Source organism: Sphingobacterium sp. UBA7249 (genome assembly GCF_002472835.1).
Lineage (GTDB): Bacteria > Bacteroidota > Bacteroidia > Sphingobacteriales > Sphingobacteriaceae > Sphingobacterium > Sphingobacterium prati.
Window position 1 is genome coordinate 119372 of sequence record NZ_DKST01000010.1, and the last position, 18599, is coordinate 137970.

Annotated in this window: 10 protein-coding genes; 2 read left to right on the plus strand and 8 right to left on the minus strand. The window is 44.2% G+C overall.

Annotation, left to right across the window (positions count from 1 at the left end):
* Positions 1–47 precede the first annotated feature (47 nt).
* The 8 genes from B4A24_RS06585 to B4A24_RS06620 all read right to left on the minus strand — a co-directional run bounded on the left by B4A24_RS06585 (position 48) and on the right by B4A24_RS06620 (position 17223).
* On the minus strand, positions 48–2480 hold the full coding sequence (locus tag B4A24_RS06585; RefSeq protein WP_293943721.1) for a glycoside hydrolase family 2 TIM barrel-domain containing protein: 2433 nt from the start codon (positions 2478–2480) through the stop codon (positions 48–50).
* Positions 2481–2490: 10 nt separating this feature from the next.
* The gene (locus B4A24_RS06590; RefSeq protein ID WP_293943723.1) at positions 2491–3426 is read right to left on the minus strand and encodes a hypothetical protein; all 936 of its coding nucleotides are present in this window, start codon (positions 3424–3426) and stop codon (positions 2491–2493) included.
* A 49-nt stretch (positions 3427–3475) separates the two neighbouring features.
* Entirely contained in the window at positions 3476–5104 is a 1629-nt protein-coding gene (locus B4A24_RS06595) for a RagB/SusD family nutrient uptake outer membrane protein (RefSeq protein WP_293943725.1), read from the minus strand.
* A gap of 12 nt (positions 5105–5116) precedes the next feature.
* A complete protein-coding gene (locus tag B4A24_RS06600; protein WP_293943726.1) occupies positions 5117–8254 on the minus strand; it encodes a SusC/RagA family TonB-linked outer membrane protein in 3138 nt (1045 codons plus the stop codon).
* Positions 8255–8282: 28 nt separating this feature from the next.
* Positions 8283–11147 (minus strand): TIM-barrel domain-containing protein, encoded by a 2865-nt coding sequence (locus B4A24_RS06605; protein ID WP_293943728.1) that lies wholly within the window; start codon positions 11145–11147, stop codon positions 8283–8285.
* Positions 11148–11328: 181 nt separating this feature from the next.
* Positions 11329–15339 (minus strand): two-component regulator propeller domain-containing protein, encoded by a 4011-nt coding sequence (locus tag B4A24_RS06610; protein ID WP_293943730.1) that lies wholly within the window; start codon positions 15337–15339, stop codon positions 11329–11331.
* 105 nt (positions 15340–15444) lie between these two features.
* A complete protein-coding gene (locus B4A24_RS06615) occupies positions 15445–16341 on the minus strand; it encodes a hypothetical protein (RefSeq protein ID WP_293943732.1) in 897 nt (298 codons plus the stop codon).
* A 63-nt stretch (positions 16342–16404) separates the two neighbouring features.
* Complete coding sequence (locus B4A24_RS06620; protein WP_293943734.1) at positions 16405–17223, minus strand: M12 family metallopeptidase; 819 nt, start codon at positions 17221–17223, stop codon at positions 16405–16407.
* A gap of 341 nt (positions 17224–17564) precedes the next feature.
* On the opposite strand from B4A24_RS06620, the gene B4A24_RS06625 reads away from it, so the two are divergent.
* Together B4A24_RS06625 and B4A24_RS06630 are read left to right on the plus strand one after the other, a co-directional pair.
* On the plus strand, positions 17565–18152 hold the full coding sequence (locus B4A24_RS06625; protein ID WP_293943736.1) for a Crp/Fnr family transcriptional regulator: 588 nt from the start codon (positions 17565–17567) through the stop codon (positions 18150–18152).
* Between the two features lie 60 nt (positions 18153–18212).
* Entirely contained in the window at positions 18213–18569 is a 357-nt protein-coding gene (locus B4A24_RS06630; protein WP_293943738.1) for a DUF4406 domain-containing protein, read from the plus strand.
* Positions 18570–18599: the final 30 nt, after the last annotated feature.

The window sequence follows — 18599 nt, forward strand, 5'->3', positions numbered from 1 at the left end:
AGCAAAAGATTAAAACCGATCTGGACAGCATTCGAACATTTCATTGCCTACTTCGCCTCAATTTGAATTTTATCAGCTATAAGTCCTTGACTTTTTGCTGATACGACTAATTTACCTTTATTTTTACTTGCGACAATTGCCAGCGCTTTGCCATGAAATGCCCTTCTTGACCTGGATTGAAAACGGTGCAGATCAGTTGTATTTCCATTGTCTGTGGCGACTATTGCAGCACCTTCTCCCTCAACGGTAAACTCGATTTCGTGCGCAGCATCTGGAACGAGCGTATCCGAGTCATCTACGATATAGGCATGTACGAAAGCCAGCTCCTTGTTTGCCGTATTTATGGTAGGATATTCAGTGACAAGTTTCACGCGATAAGGTTTTGCTGCCGTATGGACCGTTTTGCTCAGCACCCTCTCTCCACCCCGATACGAGATCACTTCAAGCGTCCCGGGTTCAAAATCAACAGCTTTGAAAACGAGGTCATAGCGCTGTGGATCCTTGGTTTGTTCGCCGATCTTTCTGCCATTGCGATATAGTTCTACACGGTCAGCCTGATTAAAATAGACCACCACGTCGACCTTATCATCTTGCTTCCAGTTCCAGTGCGGTAGCAGATGCAAGACCGGTTTTTCGGTCCAGACGCTCTGATACAGATAGTATACGTCCTTTGGGAACCCAGCTAAGTCCACAATCCCAAAATACGAGCTTCGTGCAGGCCAGGTGTAAGGCGTGGGTTCGCCCAAGTAATCAAAGCCAGTCCATACATACATACCGGCGATATGGTCATATTGCTCCATGAGCCGCAAACTGGTTTGATGGTCCGAACCCCACGGGGTGTATACGTTATCGTAAGCCGAAATACCTTTATCGCTATTGCCTCCGTTGAATGGGATATCCCATCTTTCGGGCCACATGCGGACCGAATCGTAAGGAACTAAATCATATTGTCCGCGGCTTTCCAGTGCCGAGGTGCTTTCGGTCACGATAAATTTCTTTCCCGGATGATCCTGTGGAAAGCTTGCCCATTTCTTGTGGTTGTAATTGTAGCCCACCAAATCCACTGCCGTACTCATGAGTACAGGGTTGTTTTTGGATAGCTCATTGTTGGCAATGGTGGTCGGCCGTGTACCATCCAAGCTATCCACGATAGCGGCCAATGCCAGCGGGATAGCTGTTCCATCCGATTTTGAATGCCATTGCTCCTGTGCTTCATTGCCCAGACACCAAATAAACAATGCTGGATGATTCCGATCCCGTTTGACATGATCGGCAAAATCCCGCTTATACCATTGATCCCAATATAAGTGATAATCAAAAGGATTCTTTTGTCCTTTCCAGACGTCAAAGGTTTCACTCATTACAATAAAACCCAGGCTGTCACAGAGGTCCAAGAATGCAGGAGCTGCCGGGTTATGGGAAGTACGTATTCCATTGACACCCATAGCTTTCATTGTGCGCAGTTGCCGTAACGCTGCAGATCGGTTAAAGGCCATACCTAAAGCGCCAAGATCACTATGAAGGCATACGCCGCGGATTTTGAGCCTTTTACCATTCAGTATAAATCCCTGCTGTTGATCGAAGCTAAAATTGCGCAGGCCAAATTTGGTTTCCAATTCGTCCACTATCCTGCCTTCTGCTACGATTTGCACCCTTGCCTTATATTGAGCCGGATTGTCAATATCCCATAAAACTGGATTGTCAATCGTGATTTGTTGGTTAATCGGATGAATACCCTTTTTAAGCGCTTTCAGAACGGTCTGTTGACTTGCGACAACTTGGCCTTTGGGCGATAATAATTGCGTTCGCACGCTTATTGTTTTGCTCTCTTTCCGTTGATGTTCTATATCCAGAGACAGATTGACGATCGCATTTTTATCGTTCAACTGAATCGGTTTTATATACGTACTGTTGGTCGCTATACTGATCGGGTTACGGATCAGCAGTTGTACATCCCGATATATTCCCGAACCCGAATAGAAACGCGAGTTAGGCTGTTTATTGTTATTGACTTTAACCGAGAGCCTATTTTGCCGTCCATCCCAAAATAGGTAGGGCGAAAGTTCATATTCAAATCCGATATAACCATTTGGTCTTTTCCCCAGGAAGTGGCCATTGATCCATACTTCGCTATTTTCATAGACCCCTTCAAACGCGATAAATATACGTTGAGTTCGATCAGTCTCAGCGAGCACAAAAGATTTTTCGTACCAGCCGACACCCCCGTCCAAGTAAGCAGCCCCGCTACCGGCGGGGCTATGCTCCTTGAAAGGCATTTCTATGCTCCAGTCATGTGGCAGGTCAAGGAAGCGCCAGCCCGCGCCGTTTCTGCCGTTGGCGTGGTGCTGGCTGCTATCCAATTTAAACCACCATCCTACATTAAAATTGACTACTTGCCGGGATTGTCCTGCTAAAGACCCTGATATTAGGAGTAAAATAGACAGGATGCCCAGTATTTTGTTATAGAATGTTAAATTCATTGGAAGCGCGTTATTTAGCCTTATTGGAATCCGATGCATTTTCCTCCAAGCTCTCCTTGTACGCCTTGCTAATAAAATTAAAGGTCAACATAGCAGCACTGTCTTTGGAAAGAACAGGATCCCTTAATACCGCTAACTGCATGGTGTTCTCCGTCAGTGACATAATACGGACATCGCCCCAGTCGACCACAATACCATCTTGTGGCTTGCCGTGTAAGGGCGAGGCACCGGTGAGGCGCATGGTTTTCTTTTCAGTATCTATATTGAAAACACCTTTTTGTATTTTGCCTAGCATTGCATGGTTGACATTGACATTGGCACTACCTTTCAGGTCAAAAGTCATGCTTCCATAATCTCCCGCGGGCATGAGCCAACTATTCCCTTTCCAGTCCGGTTCCCAGCTCCAGCTATCGCTGTTTAATGGCTCGCCTGTTTTATTGATGGTGCCCCACCAATCGCCGGTTCCATAAAAATACAGCGGCCCTTTAAAATAACGAGATACACCGTCGGCATCGAGGTCGAGGTACCAGGTTTTCTCTTCACCTGCGCCGCCAGTCAGCAATGTCCAAGTCTCGTCGCTGATAAAATCGGCATACATCTGGTCGATTTTAAAGGTCACCGGCTCACCGTAAACAATGCCACCACGAGTTTCAACACCAAATCTTACCGAATATTCCCCAGGAAATGGCATCTTCAAAGTTACCTTTCGATCCTGGCTCCTTCCCTGCGGGTGATCCCACAAAGGTGTATATTTGGGATCTATCAGACTTGTTAAATAGACAATATTCGGATTATTGGCATCATGCTCGATAGTATACGATTTTCCTTTCTCCAGTTGTGCCGGGGTGACATCAATTTCTCCCAGCTCATATTTCTCAGGAGAGCAAGCGCCAAATAGTGCCATCAGCGAAAAAAGGCAGACGACATATGTTATGATCTTTTTCATTTGTATAAATTTTATAGTTAACCAACATTGCGTTTAAGCACGCCTTTCGCTAATTCCAACCGGCATTTTGTTTCAGCACACCATTGGATAGGGTGATCTGCTTGTTCGGTATCTGCATCAACCCGCGTGTGGTCAAAAATCTATCTTTCGTGATAACGACCTTTTCTGGTACCGAACCACTCAATACATCTTCGGATGTTTCCAATGTTGCAGCAGCATTATTTAAGCCTTGGCGCAGCACATCCCAATAGCGGATACCCTCAAATGCAAATTCAAATTTTCGCTCCTTTAGGATGGCATTTTTTGAAACAGGTACTGTGACGAAATTGGTTTTGTAAGCCCGCTTGCGCACCTCATCAAAGTATTTCTGCGCATTAGGCGATCCTAATTCGGCAGCCATTAACAAAACATCAGCATAACGAATGACAAAATAGTCTTGATCTTGAGATAGTTGCATATCTTTGTCGCCACCTGTATTGGTGGTCCCATCCGGTAATGCCGTTGGCGCATATTTTTTCACTGTATACCCCGTATACTCACGTTGATCTTTCAGGTCAAAGCCTGTTATCTTTTCACCATCGATATCAATGATCGAAGCAGACTTGCGGGTGTCATTATTCGCAAACTCGTTGAAGAAATTTTTGCTTACTGTACATGCACCCCATCCCTGGCCATACGGAGACCAGTTCTTGCCGCGTAGGCCCAAAAATACCACCCAGCGATTCCCGTCGACATAACCACTGTAATTGGATGTATTATTGAATTTCTGTGCAAATACCACTTCCGAATTTCCCTTCCCGGCATATTTGGATATATCCAAGGTATTGTTGCTTGCATTTGGAATATAACTTGCTGCAGGCCATAGATTCTTAAAATCAGCTACCAGCGCAAACTGCCCACTGTTAATGATCTCTTCTAATCCGGCTAGTGCTTCAGCCTTGGATGCGCCGATATCCTCAGCTCCATAATAACCAGCGTAAAATAAATAGACCCGGGCCAATAAAGCCTTCGCTGCAAAGGGAGTCGCCCGTCCGTCATTGGCCGCTGCATTCGATTTCGGGTAAGCATCTGCCGGAATGCTGCCCGCTGCAAATTTGAGATCCGAAACAATCAGCTTATAGATCTCTTTTGGATCTGATTGCGGAATATTCTCGCTCGTAGGGCTAGTCAATAGGGGAATATTTTCAAAAAGGCGTACCAGATCAAAGTACATTAGCGCCCGTAGGAATCTCGTTTCACCCTCTATTCGGGCGCGAGCCGCTGCATTGCTAGAAAAATCAGTACCATCTAATTTCCCCAATAGCGTATTACACCTAAAAATACCCGCATAGTAGTCCGACCAGGTTCCATCAAAGATATTATTGTCCGATTGTGACTGGGCAATATCAAAGCGGTCAATTGCCTGGAATCCACGGCCATCTGTGGTACCGCCACCGCCAAAACAATTATCTGCCGCAAGCTCTGAGGTGATATAGAAGGACTGGTTGCCGTTGGACGTAGTCCGCTGATAACCGTCGTAACAACCGACTAAAGCCATATCAGCATCAGCCACTGTTTTATAAAAATTGTTTTCCAAGACGCTTGTCATCGGTTCGACATCCAGAAAACTGGATGAACATGATCCCAATACCAAGGATCCAAGGAGCATTGAATGATAGATATAACTCGTTTTTTTCATGATTTCCTGATTTTAGAATTTAACATTTAAACCAAATAACACCGTCCGTGGTCGAGGGTAATAGCCCAGGTCAATGCCCGACACCCAACCATCCGTTCCGTAGCCGATCTCGGGATCCATACCATCATATTTGGTAAAGGTGAATAGGTTTTGCCCCTGCACGTAAAAACGGATCTGATTCGCGTATTTCCACTTGATCAGCTTAGAAAGGTCATAACCCAGTGTGACGTTGCTAATCCGAAGAAAATCGCCATCCTGAATATATAGATCTGAAAACTGCCAATTGACGTTTGTCTCGGTCACGCGCGGAATCGTATTGGACGTGCCCTCGCCAGTCCATCTGTCCAATATGCGTGTTGTATAATTTGCCTGCTTATTGGTATGATTACGATAAGACTGCACAATTTTGTTTCCTAACGATCCATAGGCATTGACCGAGAAATCAAATCCTTTATAGTCGAAGCCGACGTTAAATCCATAAGTAAAATCAGGCATGCCCACGCCCAGGTTTGTCTTGTCAGAAGCATTGATGATTCCATCGCCATTTTGGTCCACGTACTTTACGTCTCCCGGCTTTACATCCGCTTGCAGCACACCTTTGCCTGCAGTTTTCCAGGCATCGATTTCTGCCTGGTTCTGGAATAATCCATCGGTCTTATAGCCCCAGAAGTAGCCAATTGGCAATCCGTTGGCTGCGCGGTAAAATTCCTCCGAATTATCGTATAACATCGCTGTCTGGCCGTGGATAATGCCATCTTCCGTAGGGATCTTACCGACCTTATTTTTGTTGTAAGCCCCATTTACACCCAGGCGGTATTTGAAGTCATTTACCTTATCGGCCCAATTGAATGCTAGCTCAACCCCTGTATTTTTCACATCGCCGCCATTTATAAACGGAGGCAGCGTTCCGGTGGTTGCCAACACCGGAGCGGTTACCAGCCAGTCCTTTGTCTTTTTGACATAAAAGTCAGCGACAACATCCAGACGGTTGTTTGCAAACTTGGCATCAAATCCGATGTTTGTCTGTTCTGAAGTTTCCCACGTTAAATTTGGATTTGACAGGCGGCTTGGATACGCACCTGCAATATTGTTATTGCTGGTTCCAAATACATAATGTGCACCTGGATTGGACGAGGTGATACCTGTTGAGGTGCTGATCGGTGCAGCATACTGAAAATCGGCTATATCCTGGTTGCCCACCTGGCCCCATGATGCCCGCAGTTTAAAGAAGTTGATTCCCGCTAAGTTCTCTTTAAAGAATTCTTCCGACGATAATACCCAACCTGCTGAGACCGATGGAAAATATCCCCAGCGATTGTTGCGTGAGAATTTAGAAGATGCATCTGCCCGCAAGGTCGCATTCAGCAGATATTTTTCTTTATAGTTGTAACCCAATCTTCCGAAATAAGAGACCCTCCGTGTGACGTTTTCCGGTCTTCCGGAGACTGTCCGCGTCTCCACTACATTTCCTTTTTCGTCCAAGTGCGCCTGCCCGGTGGTATTGTCCAAATAAGCATGTGCAAAATCATTGAATTGAGAAAGTAGGTTCCAGTTAGATCCTGATAGATAAGTGCCTTGATACCGCAATGATTCCATCCCCACCATCGCCGAGAAACGATGATCTGTATTGAGATCAAAATCATAGGAAGCTGTATTCGTCCAGGTCAAGGTATGGCCTTTACTCATGTTCTGTGAAGTCGTGGTATGGTCCTGATTGTAGGTATAGATCGAGAAACGATACATCGGTGTAAAACTCCTGTATTCGGATGCATAATAATTGAATCCCAATAGCGAGCGTACTTTCAAGCCTTTGATCGGTTCTACCTCTGCGAAGACATCCGCAAGTAGTTTTTGGCCATCATTGTTGTTGTTCGAGTTGGTCATCATGACCCCATAGGGATTGCTATCGCCATTGTACCAAGGCGAGTTTGAGGTATCGTTAAACGGGCTACCATATAAGCCATTGTCAGAGTAGACCGGCGATAAGGGCGAAGTAGCAAAAGCCCCACGCAATGTATTGTTGTATTGATTGCCGACACCGATACCACGATTTTTAATGTAGTTAAAATTGAGGTGCTGACCGATTTTTACAAAATTGTCGAAGAGCTTATGTTCCGAATTTGTTCTGAAACCATAACGTTGGTAATTGGACACATCTTTACCGCCCACGATCCCTTCTTGACCAATATAATTCATTGACAAGGCATAGGTAGACTTTTCTGATCCGCCGGTCAGTGCAACATTGTAGTTATCCATTTTTGCATTGTCCTTGAACATATAATCCATCCAATTGGTATTTGCCAGGCCTTCCATCTTATCAAAATCAATCATCGAAGCTCCAGAGTTCAGCGATTGCTCGTTCATGATGGCCTTATATTGGTTGGCATCCAGCAACTTAGCTTTGCGCGATACATTCTGTATACCCGTATAGCCATCAAAAGAGAGCACACTTTTACCCGCAGCCCCCATCTTTGTCGTCACCAGGACAACACCATTGGCGGCTTGAGAGCCATAGATCGCGGCAGAAGCGGCATCTTTCAATACATCTATGGACTGGATATCGGCCGCATTCAAGACCGAAATATCACCGCCGGGTACCCCGTCAATAACATACAGTGGCCCCGAATTGCCTATCGTCCCCAATCCACGGACGACCACCTTCATATCCGCTCCCGGTTGGCCCGATGTCGAAGTGATGGATACCCCCGGAGCTTGTCCCTGCAAGGACTGCAAAGGGTTCAATTGATTCCGTTTTTGAAGTTCTTCGCCCTCGACCTTCAGGTTTGCACCTGTATTTAACTTTTTCTTTTGTACACCATAACCGATTACCACTACTTCTTCAAGATCCGAAGCACTGGGCTGAAGGCGAATCGTCATGTTGGGACCAGTCACCGTAATTTCCTCCGTTCGATAACCCACATAGGATACCGTCAGGACCGTGCCTTTGGCAGCGGCCAATGAAAACTTCCCCGATTCGTCGCTGCTTGTTGCAGTCTTCTGATTCTTTACTTTGATACTCGCCCCCCCGATCGGCAAGCCGGAATCAGCCGAAACAACCGATCCTGTAAAGGACTGTGCCCAGACCAATGAGGTCACGCTGGTCATGACCACGACGGCCACGCCCCTGCTCAACAATTGTTTGCTTATCATATGATTTGATTTAAAAATTGGTTGTTACTTATTTTAATTTAACTTGTAAGGCTTTTCCACTATAGGAGATCACCGTTGTTTTTTTCTTTACACTATCTACCCCAACGGTATTTTTGTCATTGACAAAAACGACGTTGAACTTTCTTTGGGACAGCATACCCTCAAATTCACCTTTACGATTGGCCACGGACAACGTTTTTGTGTTGTGGTCATAATTGAAGTCGATCTTGCTATACTTACCTTTCTCATAATTATAATTGTTACCCTCATCTTCATACAATGAAAACTGACCATCAGCACCATCATAGACATACAGATCCAATACATCCTGCTTTTTCTCGGTTGTATATTGCATGACAGGGCCTATGGGCAATATAGCTCCAGCTTTGACATATACCGGAATACGTTCGTAGGGTGTTGAAATAGACAAGTTCTGCCCGCCCACCACCTTACGGCCGCTGTATAGATCGTACCAGTCTGCTCCTTTCGGAAAGTGGATTTTCCGCGAAGTCGCGCCTTTTTCCGTGACCGGATTTACCAATAAAGAAGGTCCCCAGAGATATTGGTCATTGATGTCAAATCCATCTTTATCCTGTGGAAAATCCATTGCCAGTGCCCGGATCATCGAATAATCTTCAAAAAATGTTTTTGCAGCCAGGCTGTAATTGTAAGCAAGCAATTTATAGCGCAGATTGATTGCGTAAATCATGCTGTTATATGCAGGGTGTCCCGCAGGGGCAATCTGAAACGGTTCCCGGTATGGGAATTGCCCATGTGCCCTGAACAAGGGCAAGAATGAACCGTATTGGTACCAGCGGCTGTTCATTTCACGCCATTCTTCTAGGTCAGCTGCATTGGGCTTATGGAATCTGTTTTCAACCAGAAAACCACCTGCGTCCATCGTCCAATATGGCGTACCCGACATCGAAAAATTTATACCACCGGCAATCTGGTCTTTCATGTCGTGCCATCTGGAGGCAATGTCGCCGCTCCAGGCCGCCGCCGCATACCGCTGTTGTCCCGCAAAAAATGAACGGGTGAGGATAAAAACCCGTTTGTTGGGATCTGTAGCACGCTGCCCTTCGTAGATACCCTTTGCGTTTTGCAAAGGAAAAGCATTATAATAGCGGACCGAAGAACCAATACTGGGCTGAAAAACAGATTTGCGTTCATCCAGGTCGATGTTCGAATGGATATCCGGTTCGCTTGCATCCATCCACCAAGCATCGATACCTATCTTAAACAGGTTGTTGTCCAATAATTTCCAGAATCCATCCCTTGCGCCTTGGTTAAAAGGATCATAGAATGTCGATGTATAGCCCTTCCCGATCCAATCCTTGCGACCATCATAAATATTGCGTGGATAGATCCATTTGTTGGCCTTAAATTCGCTGTATACCGACGATTCTTCGTTGATTTTTGGCCAGGCGGAAATCATGATTTTCAAGTGTTGATCATGTAATTTCTTTACCATGGCTTTAGGATCAGGAAAACGATCCAGGTCAAATTTTTGGCTTCCCCAGTCATTTTCTTTCCAGTAAGACCAGTCTTGAACGATATTATCAATCGGAATTTTCCGCTTCCGGAATTCGGCGGCGACCTGTTCTATTTCTTCCTGTGTTTTATAGCGTTCTCTGCTTTGCCAGAAGCCAAAGCTCCAAATCGGCATGATCGGTGCCTTGCCTGATAAGTGTCGATAGCCAGCGATGACCTCATCCATGGAAGACCCCTTGACAAAGTAATAATCAATTGCATCCCCAGCTTCCGAATTAAATGAAAATAAGTTTTTACGTGCTTCAGGAATTGGACTTTGCCAATTTAACGTAAAATAAGATTCACCCCCATCAGGTATCCATTCCATGCGGATTTTGTGTGGCTGATCTTTTCCCATTTCCTTTTCAATCTCAAAAGTACCTGCATTCCAGGACTGCCGCCAGCGGTCGGCCAGCAATTCGCCGTCTATCCAGACCTTCATATAACCCGAATATTTAAAGTGCAGCACATGCTTCCCCGCATAAGGAGATGCAATACTTCCCTCGTAGATTACTTTCGTATCCGCCAATTTCACATCCTTTGGAAACTTATGCTGATCCGTCAGGTAGCCATAATCGATAATGGATTCAGGCCGCGATAGATAGACTTCGGCTGGATTGTTACGATTTACATAAGAGGCAGTGAGCCAACCTTGCTGACCTTCCTTTGATGAGAGTTTAAATGCATTTAACGGCAATAAGGGACGTACGTCGCCCGCCTGGGTAATGGAATAGTTGTGCCATAGTAAACCATAATTATTGGTGGAAATCAAAAACGGGATGCCGATTTCGGTATTGTATTGCAACAAGGTGACCTGTTTGCCACGGTTATAGTTCATGACCGCATTCTGATGTTGTCCAAGTCCGTAGATTCCTTCTTCAGGATTTACGACAAAGTCCTGATTGATGCGATAAAATGAATCGCCATTGTAACTATCCGCTGTAAAGGAGCTTGAATTCCGTTTCGCTTCACGGACAATGGGGAGGCCATTTAAGTCAAAAAATTCCACTTTACCATTTTTGAGGGAGACGATTGCCTGCACATTGGCCGTTTTTACATTTACCGTCGAGTCGGTGGATCCTACGGTCAATGACTTCACTTGCCGACGCAGCGAATCTACGATTACGAGGCTAGATTGCTTTGGAAAGGCGGCGCCTGCAGGAACGGCCGTCACCCGAACGATTTTGTCCGTTACGACGTCCAGATAGACATCCTGATCGATTGAAGTTTCCGAATTTTTGAAGCTGACTTTAATGCCGGTTGATGTTTTTTCATAATGAGCTTTGTTGACTTGCCCGAATCCCTGATGCATCATCGCGACGAGCATCAAACCGCTTAAAGCATACGTTAAGTTGCGCATTTAAATAAGATTTATTGGTTACTGTATTCCCTTGGTTATTCATTGTCCTTTTTTATCAAAAGAACATTTCAAATATAGAATGCAACCGGTTGTCTTATGGTTATGATTTGTTAACATTTAGGGGCTAATTTGTTAACCTGAAAAAGTCCAAATCGAATCAAATAACAGTTATTACGTTGTTTTAAAGCTGCTTACGGTAAAAAGAAGGTAAATTGCCAAATGCGGATTTAAAATACTTGCTGAATTGTTTCGGATTTCCGAATCCTACTTCATAAGCAATTTCCGCCATGGATAATTTAGAATTTTGTACCAGGTGCATGGCCCGTTTGAGGCGGATATGCCGGATATATTCCATGGGAGAATACCCTGTGATCGCAAGTACTTTTTTATAGAGTCCGACCCGTGTGATATTCATTCGTTTTGCAAGCAATTCGACCGATAGCGACGAGTCGCTTAAGTCCTGTTCAATTTCCTTCACAAGAGTGCGGATAAACTGTTCATCCGCGGATGCTATTTCAGGTTGCGCAAGGTTGACATTAATCTGTTTTTTATAGCGTTTTACCATTTTTTGCTGCTGACTGAGGATTTGTGCCAGCTTAGATCGCAATAAATTGATATTAAAAGGTTTATTGATGTAGTCGGTGGCGCCAGCCTGCAGTGCCTCCAATTCAGTTTTCTGATTGACTACTGCAGTCACAACAAGCACCGGGATATGGGCATACTTGACCTGATCTTTTAGATAGCGACAGAGATCCAATCCACTTTCACCAGGCAGGCTCAGATCGGTCAAGACCAGATCAATCTGCTGCCTGGCCAGGAGTGATTTTGCTTCACTGACCGTATGTGCCGCAACAATTGTATATTCCAGACCTAGTGTCCGCTCCAGATACTGCATGAAATCAGCATCGTCCTCGAGCACTAGAATACATGGCCGGCCCTGATTTGCATTGTCATGTGCCTCGGTAGCTACATTGACGGTCTGTACGGGCAACTGTACAGAAAATGTGGTCCATTGCGGATTGCTCGCTAGGGTAATATTCCCGCCCAAAAATTCCACGTAGTCTTTGACGATCGAAAGCCCAATACCGGTACCCTGGTTGAGTTTACCATTGGGTACTTCCAGCTGAAAGTAGCGTTCAAATACGCGGGATTGAAGCGGTTCGGGAATGGGCGTACCCATATTCCTGATTTCAATAGTGAGCAGTTTTGCCGTCACTGTCGCCTCAATTTTAGCTTTAAATGCCACAATCCCGTCCAGTGGGCTGAATTTGATTGCATTTGAGACCAGATTGAAAATAATACTCTCCAGTTTATTCTTATCAAACCAAGTGGTACAGGAATCCGGCTCAATATGCACCTGGAGCAGCACCCGATTACTCTGTGCCAACCCGACAAATGCATCAAGCTGCTCACGGATAAATCCCATCAGGTCACCATATTCCTCGCTCCGTTCCAACTCACTTTTTTCCAACTTTCTAAAATCCAGTAACTGATTCACCAATTTCAGTAGGCGATCGGCATTTTTCTTGATGAGGTTGAGATCTGCTTTTTTACCTTCATGTTGTTCCTCCTCCAGTAAGTGCTGTGTGGGGGTCAGGATCAAACTGATCGGTGTCCTAAATTCATGGCTTATATTCGTAAAGAAGCGCGTTTTCAATGCGTCCAGTTCTTTAGCCTGCAGCGCCTGCTCATTGGCGAGATAGAGTTGGTTGCGTGTCTTTGCGCGCAGTTTTGTCAAATAAGAAAATGCCCATAAAGCAGCCAATGCAAGTCCGGCATAAAAGATAAAAGCCCAGTTCGAACGCCAAAACGGAGGTTGTATATCAATCGTTAGCAGGAGAACACCTTCAGACCAGCTATTCGAGTCGATGGCCCGCCGAATATACAATCGATAAGTCCGTGAGTCTAGATTGGTAAAGTTAGTACGCATTGTTCCAGGTTCAAAATCAAACCATTCGTCACTTAGGCCTGCCAATTGATATTGGTACAGCCCACTATGTTGCTGTAGATAATCAAAGGTTGACAGCTCCAGCGATAAGGCGTTGAGGTTGTACGGCAGGCTGAGCTCTTTTAGGTTATTGAGCGATTGATTGTAGATAACACGCCCCGAGAATTCTTCGCCTACTGCTATTCGCTTGTTGAATAAATAGAGATTGGACAACACGGGTAAAATCAGTTCACCCTCACCCCTGACTCTTGCCGGGTCGATAAAATTGAATCCCTTGGGACCACCAAAAATAAGTCTACCATCCCCCATCTTTAAAGCCGCGTTCTCATTAAACACATTACTCTGCAGGCCCAATTCCTGTGTGAAATTGCGGATTATAAACTTGTGTGCCTGTCGAGTAGCGACAATTTCGGACAAGCCCTTTACACTAGAGCCCCAGATATTTCCCTGATTATCGACCAATAGTGCCAGAATAGCATCGTCGCTAAGTCCATCCTTTGTTGTCAGGTATGTTATTTTCCCACCTTCGATGATATGTAGTCCATCTTGTGTAGCTACCCAGATACGACCTTGCTTATCCTCCTTTATGTCATAAATAAGATCATTCCTAAGTTTCTTTGGCGAGCTAGTGGTGCTGATGTAGGTAATCTTGTCGTCTGGTTCCAGTACGGCTAAGCCTGTGGCGGTGCCGATCCACAGCCGCTTTTTCGAATCCTCGAACAAGACCGAGATGTAATTGTGATTTACCGTGAGCCCCTGCTGGTTATATGCTTTGGAAAAGCGTTCCGTTTTTTTATCGAATAGATATAGACCACTGCTCAGTGTCCCTACCCAAAATCGATGCGAACTATCTTCAAAGATTTCCCATACGCTATCATCGTTCAATTTTCCAGGTCGCGGATCGCGATGAAAAACTTTAAAATTTTTGCCATCGAATCGACACATCCCCCCGCGATAGGTTCCTATCCACAGTATATCATCGGTATCTAGGAATAGTGAAACAATGACGTTGCTGCTCAAGCTATTTGGATTATGCGCATCATGCAGGTACTGTTTGAAAGTCTTTTTCACACGATCATAATAAAGCAACCCACCTCCGTTTGTCCCGATCCAAAGGTTACCCTTACGATCTTGGACAAATTTATTGACATCATCAAAGGGAAGTGATTTGGGCAATCCGGGATAATTTTTAATTAATGAAAACAGCAACAGATTGGGATGATAATAGCTAATGCCGCCTTTGTAGGTGCCGGCCCAGATAATACCCGATTTATCCTTGTACAAGGAAGTTATACTATTATAGGGAAGGCTTCTTAAGTCATACCGGTCATTGCCGATGATCTCAACAGAATGATTGTTTTTATTAAACACGTTTATTCCACCATGATCAGTACCGAGCCAGATAGACCCCTTATCGTCCTGCACGATATTGCCCACAAAAGGGTTTGACAATTCTTTTTGGAGATGATTGACAGACCAGTTATTTGCATCAAGCCAATACACACCAATAGGAATATCTTTTGAGAAGACCCATAGATCGCCATCTTTATCCGCAAATAGATTAAAATTTACCGGTTTATTTGTTGAGGGCAGCCTGGTAGTCCGGATGCTTTGTAATGACTTGGTATCAATAAGGCCGAGCAGGCCATTGTCATAGATCACCCAAATGGCTTGTCCCTGGCTGGGGATGACATCGGTAATCCTACTGCTGGCGGTCAGTCTGGGAACCGGCCGATAGGTCTTTTTTAGTTTATCATACAAGCCCAACGAGCGATCGCTATACAGTATTGCAAAGGTCTGAGCATCTATCTGCCGAATGGTATATACATCTTTAATGGGTAATTTTAAGTTGGCCAGTATCGAGTCAAGCTGTTGAACGATGGTGCCCGAGCGCTGATCATATACATTCATCTGATTGGCGGTACGGATCCAGACATTACCTTCAGGGCCCTCGAAAATAGCAGAAATGACGTTGCTGCTCAGACCTGTCCCCTTACTGGCAGAATAACGGAAATTCGTAAATTGTACACCATCAAATCGGCTCAGGCCAGATTCCGTACCAAACCAAAGATAATTATATTTATCCCGGAGCGCACAATTCACGTGATTATGAACCAATCCCTGGTCAGATGTTAAGGTTTTGAATGCATAGGTATTCACTTGTGCAAAAGCAGAAGACTGACCTAATACGAGTAAAAGGAATAAGTAGCGACAGGCGGATAAAAAAAACTTCAGATGCTGCATTGGTTAAGATATCCCCAATGATACAAAAATTGATCAAATACAGCAAGTCATAGGAACCTTTTATCAATCGAAATATCAGTTATATGTTTCAACTGTCCATCCTCATCAAAACTGGATTCTGGCCCCCAGTCCAATACGAAAACTTGAAGAATTCACATCATTCAGCTGTGTCGTAAGGTTCGTACCATCGGCTTTAAACAGCTGGTCTGTTCCTGTTCTGGTTGTGAGTCCTGTATAACCCACCTGTAAAAAAGGGTAAATTGCCTTAGCCACCTGACGTTGCAATTGCAGGTTTGCTTCCCAGCCCATCCCTTTAGCTTTATGAGTAAAGCTGATCGGATGATTAAATTCCTCCTGCAGGTTCCAATTGGCATTGGCCGAATAACGGGGAAAATAGAGGCCACTTACCCCCACCCAAACATGCCATTGATCGACATGATAAGCTGTATTCAATCCCAGAATAATACCATGCCATCTGGGTTTATAAGTACTTTTCAATTCTTTGCCAACGACAAGGGGTTGCTCGCCATCAAGCATATACAAAGTCTGATAACGGCCAAAATATCCCGTATGCGCTGCAAGGCTAAACTTTTCAGTCTTTCGGATGCTATAATAGATTTCAGCCCGGGCGCTGGTTGCATGACCCCGATCAGCTTTAAAGTCAAAGTCAGCAGTTTTTTCCGTTCTATTGTCGCTTACATAGTCGGAGTCATTTACGACACCTTGGGTAATGTAAAAATGGCTAATCGAAACCATTGCTTCAAAGTCTGGAGATAGTGTGACGACGGATGATATTCCGAGTTCTGGCCCCCTGAGTTTTCGCCATTTGAGTTCAGAAAGTACATTTGGATTTTTGCCATTTTCGTCGCCTGCAATATTCCAGTCCAATTTTTCCTGGTTCCAGGCTATACTAGGCATTATCGTCAACTTAGTGGTATTTTCCTGCGCGATGGTCACACCTGAAAGTAAGCTTAAAGACAAAAGGGTAATGTAGATTTTCATGCCTAATAAATACCATACACCCCGGATACACTGGGGTGTATGGAAGAAGTTAAAATTTAATCGTTAGTTTTTGGGGTACACCTGCGCGATAAAAGACTTATCGGTTGCAGATAGCACCGTATTATTTCCAACACTGAAACCATTGGTCGTCAACTGGCTACTGATCGAATAATGCATGATTGAACTACTGTCATAACTGCTATATTGCGTCTGAGTCGTTGAATATTTTGCAAACAAATTATTATCGACATCACTTTGAGTCCAATAATTTGGATAGCCCGCATAATAGGCATAGACCTTGTCTTTATCCCAAGGGATAGCCGCCAGTGGATGCTGGTGTTCATGGGTCATTCCCAGTGCGTGACCAAATTCATGGATTACTGTTCGGCTAAATTCGGTATCAGGGGTATTATCATCAAACCAGCCAAAATTCATTGTCTCCTGATTGGAAGCAATTCGTAGCGCGTCGGTCCCGATATAAGAGTACGATCCGGCACCTTCAGTAAAAGTGACTCTTAACTGAGCCTTACCACTGGTAACAAACCGAAAGGTGATATTGGCATATTTGGACCATTCATTGGCATATTGCATTACTTTTTGGCGCACTTTGGTTGATCCACCATACAGGCGCACGGTAATGACGCTTCCATTGGTCCATTTTTTTGCCGTGATGACCGCACCTCTAGGATCAGTACCACCAGGTAAATAGACATCTTTACACACATGCGCATCCTTAAAACCAGCTGGTATATCAGCCGATGCGACCGCTTTTAGTTCAGAAGAATCTTGTGCTGTGGTGATTTCAGTGTTTTTGTTGCAAGCTACCATGGTAGCCGAAGCGGAAAGGATCAACCCAAATAGGATTTTTTTTCTAAATTCCATACGTTATTATTTTTTAATCTATCATAATTTAAGTCAGCTTACAACGTGGCCACATGAAAAACTAACGCGTGAACAATGTAACACCTCTGTTACATTAAATCAAAGCTAAAAAATATATTTTATTGAAACAATAGTCAAATTAGAAAAATTTCAGTTCAGGTTAATTGCTGCATTTTTAAAGAAAATGAATGTTCACTTAAACTAAATAATCCGGATGATCTTTTTAAGTTCCTTAAGGACAGAGTTTAAAGCCTCTCTGCTCCATCAGGCGATTTATTTTTTTTGCCAAATTTGTGGTGATAAGCGTATGAAATCCAAAGAAATTTGTAGCTTGACAACATATGGAACACCGTTCACTTTTGGAAAATATTTATAAACATATTGCCCTCAATGACAGCGAGCGCGAGCTGTTTTTAGCGCTGTTAAAGAAAAGGAAGCTCGCCCGAAAAACTAAGGTGCTTGCACAGGGGCAGTTGTGTGATTCGTTTTTTTTTGTTGATTCTGGTGCATTACGCGCATTTTATCTGGATGTTTCGGGCCGAGAATCGACAATTATGTTTGCAGTAAGAGATTGGTGGGTAACCGATATGTATTGCTTTGTAAATACGCTTCCGGCCATGTTGACGATAGAAACAATCGAAGACAGCATGATATACCAATTAAAGAAAAACGATTTGGAACAGCTGTATCGGTCGGTCCCACAATTTGAACGTTTTTTCAGGATATTGATGCAGAACGCGTATATACGTGAGCAATTGCGTGTCGTACAAAATCTTTCGATGACAGCGGAAGAGCGCTACGATATATTTATAAAAAAATATCCAGAAGTTGCAAATAAGGTAAAGCAAAAACAGATTGCTTCATATTTAGGCATAACAGCTGAATTTTTAAGTATGATTAAGCGAAAAAAGTCAGAAACCTTAAACTAGTTTATTTTTTTTCGGCCGATGACTTTGTTACTTAGCCCCAACTAACAACGGTACAAAACTATGCTTATTTTAATTGCAGGCCCCTATCGTGGTGGCACCAACGACGATCCGATCTTGATGAAAAGAAATCTGGACAATCTTGAATCTTTTGCATTGGATATTTTTCGCAAAGGACACATTCCCTTTATAGGAGAATGGATGGCGCTTCCCTTAATAAAACTGGCAGGATCGACGAAAGTCGGAGACCAACAATGGGAGGAAATTCAATATCCGGTAGCCCATCGTATGCTGGAAAAATGTGATGCTGTACTACGTATCACAGGTGAATCCAAGGGCGCTGATGAAGATGTAAGGTTGGCGAAGGAAAGAGGGGTAACGATCTATTACGATATCGCTGAGATTCCTGTGGCAAAGTAATGACAAGGCCGACCGAAGCTCATCCAACGC